A 14,147-nucleotide genomic window follows, 5' to 3' on the forward strand; every position below is an offset into this window, starting at 1 on the left:
GTTAAAATAAAAAGGGGCAACAAATTCTGCTGACCCTTTTTTCTTCATGCCAAATTTCCCTTTTAGAGGAATTACTTTTTGCTTCCTAATAATAACAATTCACTAATTTGAACCTCGGTAGTGTATCTTTTTTTTGCCCCCTCTTCACTGATATCAAAAGCAAAAACCTCTAAATTTTGAGTAGCTGCATACACGGCATTTCGACCTTCTCCTTCAGCAGGCATTAATAGCTTGCCATGCAGATGATACTGTGCAAGTTTTTCTTTAAAAAAAGCATTTGATTCAGTGCCATAAGCAAATGGTTTTGCTCCGTAACGTTTTTCCCACATCTCTTTCATTGTCTCCTATTATTATAAGAAAAAGATATGGTTTAACTATATAAGTTAAGTAGAAAGAAAAAAACACCTCATTTTGGTTTTCCCAAAACAAGGTGTATATCTACATATGACCTATTTTCAATAGGTCATAAATATATAACTTACATCAAAAAAAAGCGAGACGTATTAGAGCCATTTTAATAACTTTATAGTATACAAATTACAGATTTGAAATTATTTTTTATCAGCGAGTTTCTTTAAAATCATATCAATTTGATTTTGTTGCATTTCTAGTTTAGATTTTAATTCTTCATTTTCAATTTGAACCTCTAGTAGCAATTCTTCTTGTGCCTCAATTATGCTCTTTAAGCCATTTACAGACTCAGCCGCATCTAAATTTTTCACTTCAACTTCACCAGTGTTTTTATTTTTAATGTATACTAAGTTTTCACCGCTTAACTGCTCAACAGTTCTTGCTAGTTTTGTCATGTCAACATTAATTATGGTGTCGTTACGCTCACTGTAAAAAGCCCATGCTAAATTTTCACTTGGTCCGTTTGGAATGGCACTAAAATTATGGGGCGATATGGTTGTTACATTATTTGATTCGTCTTTCACTTTTATTTCACCGGCGCTGTTCCAAATAGCAGTTTTATTAGTACCAGTTAAAGACCCAACACTATTCCCACGGTTTAAATATAATATTCCAAACCCGGTTGTTGTCCTTGTTCCTGTTCCGTCCGTGTTACTCCAGTCGGAACCTATAAACACATTACCATTCCTCTGAACAATAAGTCCATCTTTCCCCGCTTGAGTCGGAGAAGCAGAATACCTTATTCCCACTGTAAAAACTCTATCTGTAACATTGTATCCACCTGCAGGTGTAAAGCTAGTATTATGTAAACCAACACTTACTTCTCCAGGTCCGTAGTTACTTGCTCTACGTCCAATAGCCGCACCAGCCCAGCCATTTGCAGTTGATCCAGAACCTGCAGCAAGGGAACTGGCAGCGTAGGATATACAGCTAGTTCCCATAACAAATGAGTCGTCCCCTCTTGCTGCACTGTTATTTCCAAAAGCAGTAGACTGAGCACCAATAGCGAGTGAGTTTCTTCCTCCTGCAAACGAAGAAATACCTATGCTATCCTCATCCCAATTCTTATTTTGGACATACCCCGCTCTAAACGCCCCTTTACTTTCATCAAAAAACATTCTTTCCCGATTACTATTACTACTTATGTGATCTAACTGATAAGATCCCACAACAAAATCTTTACTTATATTAGATGTGCTTGGTCTAATTACCCCTCCACTTTCTTCAAAAACAGAGCTAGAAGCCAAGGGCGAAAGGTCAACCGTAGCTGGATTTCCGTTTTCAATATTAATTTGTAGGCTATTACCAGTTAGTACGGCAGAAGTTATGTTTTGGTCGTCTCCACCATCTGCACCTTGAGGGCCTGCAGGACCTGTTGGGCCAGCAACTCCGGTTGCCCCGGTTAAACCAATTGGGCCTTGTGGACCAGTTGATCCGGTTGCGCCTGTTAATCCAGTAGGACCTTGAGCGCCCGTTAAACCAGGTGATCCAGCAGGACCTGCAACGCCTTGTGAACCTGTTGGACCTGTTGGTCCAGCAGGACCTTGAGGACCAGTTGGACCTGCTACACCTTGAGCGCCATCAATTCCATCAGCACCAGCAGGACCTTGAGGACCTGTTAATCCTGTTGGACCTGCAGGGCCTTGCGGGCCAGTTGGCCCGGGTAAAGCACCACTTCCTGAAGTCTTTGCATACAATGCATAGGGCACACTCATCAGCTGACTTGTGCCTGAAATTGTATACGTGCTCCCTCCTGTAGGGTCCGTTTCTGTTTTAATAAAATATGGGCCATTTCCCCAATCTATTACCGAAAAATTTCCAGTAATTACGTTCCCTGCTCCAACCTCTATACTTACTAATCCATTCGTATTCGAATTGGGTATTTGGGTTTCAACATAAACTGGCGTTCCAGTAATTGAACCTTGCAAAACACTAATTTTTAATCCAATATTACTATTCGTAATTAAATTATTACTAGCATCTCGAATCACAAATTGATACGATATTTTTTCTGGTGCTTGTGCGAACATCATGAGAGACATCAGCATCAAGCTAATTGATAAAATAATTTTTTTCATAGTTTTAGTGTTTTATTAATTTGAAGTTCTTTAAAATTTGGCCTTCTTTTTGAATATTTAGATAATAGCTTCCAGCTGATAAGTTTTCTAGATTAATGCTTGTTTGGTCCGTATTTAATTTGGCTTCAAGCACAATTTTTCCCTGAAAATTATACAGGCGATAATAAAGACCATCTATATCATAGTCTGATATTTTTAAATGAATCAATTTGCTTGAAGGGTTTGGGAATACTACCGCATTGATGCTTGTTTGATAGGAATCCGCACTATTGACATCAATGTCAAAAATTTCAGCAGGTTGTTGCACCCCTTGGGTTATTACCTCTGAATTATTATCGACTGTCATATAATCTATTTGACCAACTGAATACGACACCGTTCCGCCGCTTCCACTCGCCTCTCCACCACATGCTACCGTGTTTGATTGACAGAATGCAATCCGCGAGCTTAATGCTGTTATTAAAACTAACTTTTTTACCATTTTAAATGTTTAAATGAATTTGACCAAACTTACAGCTCTGAGAAGGATTAACTTTAACCCTTTCAGGTGAAAACACTAAAAACAAGTAGTGAAAACCTTCACCCGAACGAATGAAATTTAGTACGTTAACATCTATTTATCATCTAGTTAGTATATTTTATGGCTGATAGCATTCTAAATCGATTTTACAGCACCTTCTTGCATATTTTCGAGGTTATTTTGCTCAAAAACTAAGGAAACGTCATTATTTCAGATAGAAATGAAGGAAATCAAAGTCAAAAATAGACAAGTTTTTGTATAGATATATCTGAGAAATTTAATTTTGAGTGAGCAAATGACTGGCATAAAAAACGCCCAAACATTAATTGTTTGAGCGTTTTTTCTTCATGCCAAATTTCCCTTTTAGAGGAATTACTTTTTGCTTCCTAATAATAACAATTCACTAATTTGAACCTCGGTAGTGTATCTTTTTTCGCCTTCCTTATTTTCGTAATTGCGATTGATAATTTTCCCTTCTAAGGCTATTTCTTGTCCTTTCACTACATACTGCTCAACAATGTCTGCAGTCTTTCCCCAAGCCACTACATTGTGCCATTGTGTGTCTGTTATCTTTTCACCCTTTGCATTCTTGTAAGTTTCATTAGTGGCAATGGTAAATTTTGCCAATTTGTTGCCATTATCGAAGGTGATTACTTCTGGTGACATTCCTAAATTTCCGATCAGTTGTACTTTGTTTCTTAAATTGTTCATGATGTTTTGTTTTGTGTAACGCAGTAATTTTAAAAGCGCTACTTGTTTGTATTTGTTATAGCTGTCCGAACATTTTAGCATGCATTAATTGTTCGACAATGCAAAGTAAGGGAGAAATAAAAATAGGAACCGTACATTAAACATTTGTAAACGAATTTTAGTCGTTTGTAAACGTTTATAAATATTTTTTTCACTAATTATCAGTTCAATAAAAATATTTATTGCTACGTCCTAAAAAGAATAAACGACAAGAACAAGGCGTCATTTGCTCACTGGTAAAAGTAATGTGCCATTTTTCCAATAGCAATAGCAAGTGTAACAAATAGCACAAACTATTAAAGTATAAAGCTTAACTTTAAGTAAATCGATAACTAGGTATATGAAAAATAAATTATTATCCATATTAGTAATATTAATAACAAGCAATCATTTAATTGGTCAAACTACCCCATTTCATATCCACATAGAACCAATGACCATTAATGGATTAGGCGGACTTCAAGCTTTTGCTTATGGACAACATGATGGTAAATGGTTAATTGTAGGCGGCCGTCTAGATGGTTTGCACCGCAGACAACCTTGGGCGGCATTTGATGTAGCTGGAAACAATAACCAAATTATAGTCGTTGATCCTGTTGCTAAGCAAACATGGAATGCTCCTTTAAGCAGTTTAAGTACAGATTTACAAGAACAATTAAGTGCGACAAATATGGAGTTTCACCAAAACGGTGACTATTTATATGTCATTGGTGGATACGGTTACAATGCCGCAACAACAGAGAAAAAAACATTTGATAAATTAACTGCAATACATGTACCTAACGTTATCCATGCCATAATCAACTCCACACCATTCACAAGTGAAATTCGACAAATTACAGATTCTGAATTTGCCGTTACAGGAGGGCATTTATCGAAGATAAATAATACCTATTATTTAGTAGGAGGTAACCAATTTGATGGCGATTATAACCCAATTGGCAATCCCACTTACACGCAAGTTTACACCAATACCATACGAAAATTCAACATGGATGATGACGGCACTAATCTCACCATAACTCATCTTCCATCCATTACGGATGCAGCAAATTTACACCGTAGAGATTTAAATGTGGTACATCAAATTTTGCCTTCTGGTGAAGAAGGAATAACTGCCTTTTCAGGGGTGTTTCAACCCACGGTAAACTTGCCATTTTTAACCGCAGTAACCATAGACAGTATAAATCATGCTGTAGATAATAATTTTTTACAATATTACAATCATTATCACTGTGCGGTATTACCATTATATTCAGTGAGTAACAATGCCATGCACACCGTTTTTTTTGGCGGTATTGCACAATATTACGATAATAATGGTACGCTGGTTCAAGATAATGAAGTACCATTTGTAAAAACTATTGCACGAGTCACTAGAGACCAAAATGGTGTTTTAGCAGAGTATAAATTACCCATTGAAATGCCAAATTATTTGGGCGCAGGTTCAGAATTTATTCCAATACAATCCTTATCTAAATATCCTAATGAAGTATTTAAATTAGATGACTTTAGTCAAGACAGTACTTTAGTTGGTTATATATTTGGTGGTATAAGTAGTACTCAAAAGAATATATTCTTTATCAATACTGGTTCAGAAAGTAGTGCAAGTGATCAAATATTTAAAGTTTATGTTTTAACGGATTCCACTTTAGAAATCGATAATTTGAATGAACAAAGCATTGGAACACTTAATCTAGAAGTTTTTCCCAACCCAAACAGGGGCGATTTTATCGTGCACTTTAACCTTGTTGAGCAAACAGAAGTTAAATTTAGTTTATATACTTTGGATGGAAAAAAATTAGAAGAAAAGGTATTAACCGATTTGAAAGTTGGTAAAAATACTTTTGAGCGAAAATTTCGATCCATCACAAAAGGAGGCATTTTTCTATTGACTATCGAAACTGCTACTGAAACAGTAACACGAAAAATTGTAATTCAATGATAATATTTTATTTAAAGGCAATGGTACGAGACCTCAGTTTTTAAAAAAACCCCATTTTAGTCTAAAGATTAGCAGCTAAAATGGGGTTTATAATTTAATATTTATTTGACAGGAGCAATAAATATGCTGTGTCTATTCGGGTGGACAACAAACCCCAAATGACTACCATTTTGAAAACTAAACATCCCATTATCTCTATTGCCCCAAGGGTCAAAATCAAGGTCTACTTTTTCAATACCATATTCCAATTTATTACCTAACTTATCTAGTTTACCTGAAGTATTGTCCAATTTATTACTTAAACCATCTAATTTACTTAAAGCACTACTATTGGCAATAAACTCCTCACTTGCTTCATTTGTTTCTTCCACAACTACAGGAATAATAGAAATTGGATCCCCTTGAATAACAGTTCCAGACAACATATCCATAGTGGATAAATAACCAATTTGGTTTTTATAATTAACAAAAGTGATAACATTGTCTTTTACACTTCTAAAAGGAAAAGCTTGGTACTTTTTTAAATAATAAGCGAATTCTATTCTTGAAGACTTACTCATTCTACCTGCACCAATTTGTATATTCATTGGTTCTTTTTCTAGTACAATTACTTCTCCAAGCGTTCCTGCGGCATCTGTATTAAAGATAACAAAATCATATACCACAACCATTCGATTGTCATCCGCACCTCCCAAGGCAATTTCAGCTATAGTTTTTCCAGAATTGTTGGCATAACTTTCACAAATGATTTTATACCCATTCTCACTAGGTATAATTTGCTCGACTAAAACTCCCATTTTTCCACTAAAAATAAAATCACCTCTGCCATTATCTTTTAATTTTTCTTTTAATAATACCCAGCTAAATTTATTTGCTTTTTTAACAGAACCATCCATATTTAAACTTGTCACAAATAAACCTTCTACATCTTTAGAATCGAAAATAGAACCTTTCAAATTATAGCCAGCAATAATAATTTGGTTATTATCTGAAATAATTTCTGTTGGAAAATAGGTCCCATCATTTGTTAGCACATAGGTTCCTCTTAAGGCCAATTCATTCGTGAAAATCTGTAAATTTAAATCGTATTGTTTTTCCTTATAATCTTTTGTTTCTACGGATAAAACAAAGCCTTCCTTTATGGGGGTGAAACCAGTTATAGTTGGTCTTGTTTTAGGATCATATTTCATCCTATAACTACCGATTAATTGTAAATCACTAGCATAGGATAATATTTCTGTCCCATACTCAATAGTAACGCGTTCCTTCTTTTCATTTAATTCCCAAACAGAATAAGCCCTAAAAATAAATAAATTTTCAGCTTGGTTAGTTTCCATTGTAGAATATCCAGAAAAAACTACATTTTCAGCTGGTTCCGGTGCAAAAGCTCTAGAAACTTCATGACTTTTTGATATTTTTACAATTTCAATATTATCCAATACCGGATTTTTAAAAACAAAAAATGTCCGTCCATTGTTTGTTGCCACTTCCATCAAAACACTTTTCTCATCCATTTCAAAGGCTAACTTTTCGTTATTTTCATTTAAAAAGGAAATTTGATAAATGTCTTTTTTATCATAGTTTCTATTTTCTAGAAACAAAAGCGATAATCCTTCTGTCCCAGTATTGTATATCCCACGTATATGTTGCGCGTTGATATATGGAATCTCATGCTGTTGTCCAAATGAAAACAAGCTAGTAAATAGGGTAATAATTGCGATATATAATTTCATTTTATTGTTGCTTTAAGATTGTAAATTGTAATTCTCCAGTTGGTTGATGGAGGTGGTAAAGCACCGTTGTTTCGGTTGTTTTTAAAAACCCATTTTTATTGATGCCTCTAAGTGCACTGACGCCTTGCTTATAAAACAATTGTTCACTACCATTACTTCTGTAATTGTCATTTACCGGCGTTCCCCAATAGGTTCTGTTTAATACTTCTTCATAGTTTGCAGAGAAAGGAATGCGATTAAAATATTCATAATTTTGACTGATACTTCTAATAAAAAAAGCTTCATCTTGGGCAAATTGGAACCCAAACATATTATTCTCATCTAATAATGCACAAAATTCTTGGACACTAAAATAACTACCAGCTCCCTTGATTGAAACTGTTCTTGTTGGCTTCCAAATTCTTTTAGTAACAGACATGTCCTCCAAATCAATTAAATAAAGATCTAATAGCGTAAGCATATCTATCCCTACTTTCGTTGGTGCTCCTCCTGTTGTTGAAACTTCGGTCACTGTTCTTTTGGTCATTTGATAACTTTCACAAACCAATTGAAGTTTACCGTTAACGTTAACCATACCAACAGCTCTTAAAGAAGGACTCACGGCCCAAAATAAAGAACCATCTACTCTTCTATCTCCAAAATTTTCTTGGACCTCGTTGAAAACAATAGTTTTTGTTTTAATTTCTTCCCCTTGTAAGTTAAAACGTTTGATATTTGTAGCTGTTGGCAACGCTTTAAACATGTCCTCTGTTGTTGCTCCCATATCAGAGACCAACATTACCTCTTCATTCGAAATAAAACCCAAATGATATGGTTTAAATCTATCGATTCCTTCTTCCTGAATAACTTGATTACCTATTTCATTTCCATCAGCATCAATGGTCATCAAAAACTTATGTTTCATTTTTTCTGAATACAAAATTGCTAGGTTACCATTTTTACTCACAGCAGCCAAATCGTAATAATATTTAGTTTCCTCAGAGGATTTAGTCACTTTCCATTGGGAAGATAAGCTAGCATCAAAACACTCTATTTGTAATCCCGGTTTTTTTAATTTTATACCGGTAACCAAACAAAATTTGTTATCACTTAACTTAACAATATCTTGTTCCACTATTTTTGGGTATTCAATTATTTTTCTTGACACTTCATTTCCAAGGATATCATAAACAACCAATAATATCGTTTTTTCAGCTATAAAATCGAAGTAAAAAAGTGTATTACTTCCCAATGAGATACAATCAATTAACTCCAATCCTCTTTTGGACTCCAAAATATTAGTCGACAATTTTTTTGCATGTGGATTATAAAGCGTTAAATCTTGCTTTTTGTACTCTTTTGGAATACCATTAAAAGTATATAATAAATTATCGCTGTTACCAATCTCATTAAAAATATCCTGTCGATATTTTTCGTGGATCGGCACTTGACTAAAAACAGTGGAATAGCTTATACAAGCTAAAAGTAAAAGCAATAATTGCTTTTTAAGTAGCATATTTTTCATGGAGACTAAGGTAGCCTAAAATTAACAAAATGGAATCAAAAGCCTTTAAAATCCTGCTCTTCTACATTATGCTTTATAATATCGTCATAATCATCTTCTTGCTCCGACAAGTCAGTATCTTTATCCACTTTCATTCCTGGCATTTGATTTAAAAGTACATCCTTTACATTATCTCCACGATAAATAATCAGTCCTAAAGTCATTACCAAACTGGTAATTAAAATGACAAATAATAAGATACCAGTATCAAAATTTACGATTCTTAAATGATTAATTCCATCTTCCCCCACATGACTATCAATTACGAAAAATAGCAAAATGGTAATTAATCCTCTTGGTGCAATATACAGTTGAGGCACAATATCTCTTTGAACAATTAATTTTAGCAAAATAAAACGCACAACATACAAAGCACCAACAATTGCCAAACTGATCACCGCTACACGCCAATCAACAATAGAGCTTAAAGTGATAAACATACCGAAAAGCACAAAGAAAAACGTTCGAATAACAAAGGCTGATTCTAATGTTAAAATATGAAAATCATGCATTATCGGCTTAACCGTTTCTCTATTCACCACTTTACTCAATCTGCCACGAAAGAAAACTGGGGTATTGTTAAGTATTAGTCCAAACGTCAAAATAATCAACAAAGAAGAAAGGTGAAAAGTCTTTCCAAGTGCATAAAGCATCATTAAAACGGAGATAACTAAAAACAGTTTAACTTGAGAAGTAAGTTTTTGAAAAATATAAACTAAAATATAAGACAATACAATGGATACTAAAATAGTGACGCCAATATTAAGCCCTACATCTATTGCAATTTTACCGGCTGTAGCTCCTGCTTCGGCTTCGAGCATAAAGTAAAAAAACATAATTCCTAAGATATCCGAAAAAGTACTTTCATAAACCATGAATTCTTTTTTAGACCCTTTTAATCCTCCAACACTTGGTATAATAATAGCAGAACTCATGATGGACAATGGAATAGCGTATATTAAAGCTTGATACAGCGAAGCGGAACCAGGGATCATATATATAATTATATAAGCAATTGCAAAGGAGGAACCAACTAAAGCAATTAATGCGACTAAAAAGGAACGCCATATCATGCCCATTTTTTCTCTTTTCAAATCTAAGTCCAACGCTGCTTCCAGCACAATCATCACTAATCCAACATTTCCAATTATTTCTAGGATGCCAGGATCAAAGTCAATAGAAATACCAAAGTAATCTGCACCAAACTCTTTAATACAAACCCCTAAACCAATCAACAATAATACAGAAGGAATGTTTGTTCGTTTAGCAACAATATTAAAAATAAAGGAAATGATTATAATGCTTGAAATTGCAATGATTAAAGTATACGTTGTCATTTAATGCTATTTTTTTTTGCTGAAAGATACGAAAAATCTTGTCCCTACACCCAGTTCAGATTCAAACCAAATTTTCCCATTCATATTTTCAATGATTTGTTTAGACATGGCCAGTCCTAATCCTGTACCTGTTGATTTTGTAGTAAAGTATGGAATAAACATTTTTGCTTTTGCGGTCTCATCAATACCAACACCGTTGTCTATTATAGTCACCAAATACTCCTCTTTAACTTCTGATAATAATATAATCACTCTTCCTTCTTTATCCGACGGAATTGCTTGTAAAGCATTTTTTATTAAATTATTAAAAACCCGCAATGTCAAATTCTTATCCGCCCAAATGATAGGTGCATGGTCTAACTCATTTTTAAAATACAATTGATACGCTTTATTGCCATCCGCAAAAACGGCATTAACGCTTTGCAGTATTTCGGCTAAATTAACCGATTCTTCATTTGCCTTTGGCATTTTCGCAAAATTCGAAAACTCGTTTGCAATCTTCGTCAACGCATCAATTTGTTCAATTAAAGAAGTAGTAACACGTTTTAACTTTTCCTCAGATGCTTCATCAGCAACCTGAATAGAACGTTTCATGTGCTGTATGGATAATTTCATGGGTGTCAATGGATTTTTAATCTCGTGTGCAACTTGTTTTGCCATTTCACGCCAAGCACTTTCTCTTTCACTTTTCGCCAATTGCTCTGCATAATTTTCCAACTCATTGACCTTACGATTATATTCCTTAACCAAGTCTCCAATTTCATCATTCCCCCTGTAATAGATAGGTTTATTTTTTGCCCCTAACTGCATACCTTTTAAACTGGACTGTATATATTTAAGTGGTGAAGTTAAACGATTAGAAACTACAATTGCTATTAGGGTAGAAATAGCCAACATCAATACCATGATATTTATAATGGCCAATAAAAATCCAGATATCTGGTTCTCTAATTCATCTTGTTTGGAAATATATTGAATGTTCAAGTATGCCAACAACTCCCCTTTAGCATTTACAAACGGTCGGTAGGCGGAAAGAAACTCCAATTCCCCTATTTTTTCTTGATGAATAAACTCACTTCGTTTTTCAATATCAAATGCATAATACGCCGTAGAATTCATCTTTTTGGAGATGAGTCCCCTGGAATAAATTTTAGGCTGAGAAGACGCCAATAAACTACCGTTTAAATCAAATAAATTAATATCTGTTACAAAAACCCTGGAGAATTTTTTTAATAAGTACTCTAAATAAGGTTTATCAAAAGTAATATCATCTTCTGCCGAAAATTTGTGTTCCAACTCCGTTTCTACCGAGCCAGCTTTTTCTTTAATCAATACTTGTGAGTTAAGATAATATTGCTGAACCACATAGGTACCTGCTCCCACCCCAAAACTAACTAAGGTTAACAAAATTAAGCCAACCAAGACACTTTGAAATTTAAAATTCAAGGACAAGTTTCTAAATGTTATCTTATTATTGTTTAAATACTTATACAGATTAATCATCAATAAAATAAAGCCATAAAAAATCAACAGATAAGAAAAAGTTGTAAAAGCACTAATAATGGTACTTTTCTTTTTAGAGATTACGGTAATTCTATCAGGTGTATGGGTATAAACGTAATGACTATAGCCATCTAAAGTAGAAAAACGATTTGGACTTAAACGCCATAAATTTGGCACAAAAGGATAATCATAATCCCCAATATTATTCACCAATAATTCATCAACATATTTTGCGATAGAATAATTTTTTAACTCTGCATTAGAAAACCCATCATTTTCCAAAAGCACGGAAGGAAGTCCTATTTCTTTGGGTAATTTTTTGGAACGAAATTCAATCACCAAATAACCTAGGGTATCCTTGTCCTGTAGAATGGGATAATTAACCAAATAACTTAACTTATCTACATTTGTCTTGATAAAATAAATGTGTGGATTGATAGAAGAAGCTAAACTACTATGGTCGACAATAAAATCTAACTTCTCGTATCCAACCGTAGGAATAGCTCCTGGTTTACTTCTCTTTTCTTTATTGGCGTTAAACAAGTGATAGCTTAAATCATATTTTTGTCTAAGGTTATTAAAATAACTTGCTTCAATATCATCCGTAAATTTAGTTTCTTCAAAATCATTGACCAGATAAGCTTCAAGAAATTTATCTCGCCTTATTTCCTTTTCTATTTGGTCATATTCATACTCCGCAATAGGATCTTCATCTTCCGCAATTTTTTCGGCATAAATCTGTCTTACTTCACGCTCTTTATGGTTACTATAATCTTCTAGAATATAAGCCGCATAAAAGGATACAAAAGCTAAAAGACTGATAATATGAACAAATTTATATTTTGTATTTCGAAATTCAAACCAAAGTAACATCCCAGATAATATTACTGGCCACATAGAAGTTAGGAGAGAGTGTTCAAATTGAATCTGATCGAAGACACAGAAAGCTGCGGAACATAAAAACCAGCATATTGCTATGATATTTAATGCAAAATTTAATTTCTTTAATTGACCGGCTAAATATTGTATAAATTTGAAATAAGTATAGAAACAAAAGCCTATTAAGCCAATACTTATCAAACTATATATATTGAGATCGAATAAATGTTCCAAATCAAAATTTATTTTGGAATCATAAACCAAGGCATAAATAATATGATTGATTTGAAAAGCTACATAGAAACTCATCAAAGCTAATGGAATGACGAACAAAGCCAGTTTTAGTTTTTTATTTCCATTGGCAAACCAATTTCTTGTACGTTTTTGCAAGAAAATCACTAAAAAGTAAAAAATAAAGACATTAATAATTAAATCCCCCAATGAGGGGATAAGTCTAGAAGAGGCAAATAATTCTGGATTAAACATTTCAAATTTATCCATGCTAGCAAACCAGCTATTTTGAATGGAAAATATGCGCAACAATATAATGGCCAAGGGAAAAATAATAAGTAAGGTTGGCTTTCGAATCAATAATATTTGACTCGAAGAGATAAGCAATTGCAGTAAAATAAAAAATGAAATGAGGTAGCATGAAAAAGTAAGAATTTCGTAACCTACATGTGTTTGAGATTGCAAGGTTGGCTGAATAGAAAATAAAAAGGTTCCTTTTTTATTCGTGATATTATATTTACCCACTTGATTAGATAAGGTAGCGTTTAGGTTTTGGTCAATTTTACTGGAGAAACCATTGACCAAATCTTTATTTTCATAAGGAAATTCCTGCTTGATTAAAAAGACAGAACAAATAATAAAATTTGCCCGCTTCCTTTTTTTTAAAAAATACCAACCGTTTGGGAGGTGCAATATTTTAGTCTCTAAAAAATCGTTATCTACAAATAAAGGGAGTGCAACTCGATTATTTGTCCACACATACAATTTATTGTCTTTATATATAAAGACATCATATTTTGTAGCTTCTGTGTGTTTTTTTGCATGGACAAAAAGATTTTCTTTTGCTTCTTTTAGACTAATTCGATCGACAAAATTATTAAATGATTCATTTAACTTAACTTCTTCCTCTTGTATTGTCCGCTCTAAAGCGACTACTTCATTTAAAGAAAAACGTTGTTCTACCTTATAATTATATAAATAGTAGCCAGTCAGCCATAGTATCAAACCAAGTGATAATGTTAAAATAAATTTTAATTGATTTTTTTTTCTCATTCGATTTCTTAGCGAGCCTGCCTTACAAATATAAAACTATGTTTGTTTTAACAGTCACAATAATCGTGCTAGTTTATCTGAGTACGAAAGTTTTTAAACTAAAAAAGGAGGCGTGTAAATGCATACACAACCTCCTCCTTATTGCTTCGGCATGAAGTAAATCT

The 14,147-nt window shown here is 33.6% G+C and carries 9 protein-coding genes; 1 reads left to right on the forward strand and 8 read right to left on the reverse strand.

The annotated features are described in order from the left end of the window. Positions 1-71: 71 nt before the first annotated feature. From DNU06_RS03185 to DNU06_RS03200, 4 genes are all read right to left on the reverse strand, one after another. Entirely contained in the window at positions 72-338 is a 267-nt protein-coding gene (locus DNU06_RS03185; RefSeq protein ID WP_111061750.1) for a hypothetical protein, read from the reverse strand. A gap of 213 nt (positions 339-551) precedes the next feature. Continuing rightward, positions 552-2,489 (reverse strand): hypothetical protein, encoded by a 1,938-nt coding sequence (locus DNU06_RS18145; RefSeq protein WP_111061751.1) that lies wholly within the window; start codon positions 2,487-2,489, stop codon positions 552-554. A 4-nt stretch (positions 2,490-2,493) separates the two neighbouring features. After that, positions 2,494-2,970, reverse strand: a complete 477-nt coding sequence (locus tag DNU06_RS03195) for a T9SS type A sorting domain-containing protein (protein WP_111061752.1) — start codon at positions 2,968-2,970, stop codon at positions 2,494-2,496. Between the two features lie 411 nt (positions 2,971-3,381). Next, entirely contained in the window at positions 3,382-3,720 is a 339-nt protein-coding gene (locus DNU06_RS03200) for a single-stranded DNA-binding protein (RefSeq protein ID WP_111061888.1), read from the reverse strand. A 379-nt stretch (positions 3,721-4,099) separates the two neighbouring features. On the opposite strand from DNU06_RS03200, the gene DNU06_RS03205 reads away from it, so the two are divergent. After that, positions 4,100-5,704: a T9SS type A sorting domain-containing protein gene (locus DNU06_RS03205; RefSeq protein ID WP_111061753.1), complete on the forward strand. Its 1,605-nt coding sequence runs from the start codon at positions 4,100-4,102 to the stop codon at positions 5,702-5,704. Between the two features lie 101 nt (positions 5,705-5,805). Here DNU06_RS03205 and DNU06_RS03210 read toward each other — a convergent pair whose 3' ends face one another. The 4 genes from DNU06_RS03210 to DNU06_RS03225 are packed head-to-tail and all read right to left on the reverse strand — an operon-like array spanning position 5,806 to position 13,983. Then, the gene (locus tag DNU06_RS03210) at positions 5,806-7,437 is read right to left on the reverse strand and encodes a hypothetical protein (RefSeq protein ID WP_111061754.1); all 1,632 of its coding nucleotides are present in this window, start codon (positions 7,435-7,437) and stop codon (positions 5,806-5,808) included. Position 7,438: 1 nt separating this feature from the next. Beyond that, entirely contained in the window at positions 7,439-8,941 is a 1,503-nt protein-coding gene (locus DNU06_RS03215) for a hypothetical protein (RefSeq protein ID WP_111061755.1), read from the reverse strand. Positions 8,942-8,976: 35 nt separating this feature from the next. Further along, complete coding sequence (locus DNU06_RS03220; protein WP_111061756.1) at positions 8,977-10,317, reverse strand: cation:proton antiporter domain-containing protein; 1,341 nt, start codon at positions 10,315-10,317, stop codon at positions 8,977-8,979. A gap of 6 nt (positions 10,318-10,323) precedes the next feature. Next, complete coding sequence (locus tag DNU06_RS03225) at positions 10,324-13,983, reverse strand: sensor histidine kinase (RefSeq protein WP_111061757.1); 3,660 nt, start codon at positions 13,981-13,983, stop codon at positions 10,324-10,326. Between the last annotated feature and the right edge of the window lie 164 nt (positions 13,984-14,147).

Origin of the sequence: Putridiphycobacter roseus, from assembly GCF_003234935.1 — a bacterium.
In the GTDB taxonomy this organism is placed as follows: Bacteria; Bacteroidota; Bacteroidia; order Flavobacteriales_D; family Crocinitomicaceae; genus Putridiphycobacter; species Putridiphycobacter roseus.

What these genes read in the sequence shown, in the direction of transcription:
- DNU06_RS03200 (WP_111061888.1), bottom strand. Translation starts at nt 3,720, where the DNA reads ATGAACAATTTAAGAAACAAAGTACAACTGATCGGAAATTTAGGAATG.
- DNU06_RS03185 (WP_111061750.1), bottom strand. Translation starts at nt 338, where the DNA reads ATGAAAGAGATGTGGGAAAAACGTTACGGAGCAAAACCATTTGCTTAT.
- DNU06_RS03220 (WP_111061756.1), bottom strand. Translation starts at nt 10,317, where the DNA reads ATGACAACGTATACTTTAATCATTGCAATTTCAAGCATTATAATCATT.
- DNU06_RS18145 (WP_111061751.1), bottom strand. Translation starts at nt 2,489, where the DNA reads ATGAAAAAAATTATTTTATCAATTAGCTTGATGCTGATGTCTCTCATG.
- DNU06_RS03225 (WP_111061757.1), bottom strand. Translation starts at nt 13,983, where the DNA reads ATGAGAAAAAAAAATCAATTAAAATTTATTTTAACATTATCACTTGGT.
- DNU06_RS03205 (WP_111061753.1), top strand. Translation starts at nt 4,100, where the DNA reads ATGAAAAATAAATTATTATCCATATTAGTAATATTAATAACAAGCAAT.
- DNU06_RS03210 (WP_111061754.1), bottom strand. Translation starts at nt 7,437, where the DNA reads ATGAAATTATATATCGCAATTATTACCCTATTTACTAGCTTGTTTTCA.
- DNU06_RS03215 (WP_111061755.1), bottom strand. Translation starts at nt 8,941, where the DNA reads ATGAAAAATATGCTACTTAAAAAGCAATTATTGCTTTTACTTTTAGCT.
- DNU06_RS03195 (WP_111061752.1), bottom strand. Translation starts at nt 2,970, where the DNA reads ATGGTAAAAAAGTTAGTTTTAATAACAGCATTAAGCTCGCGGATTGCA.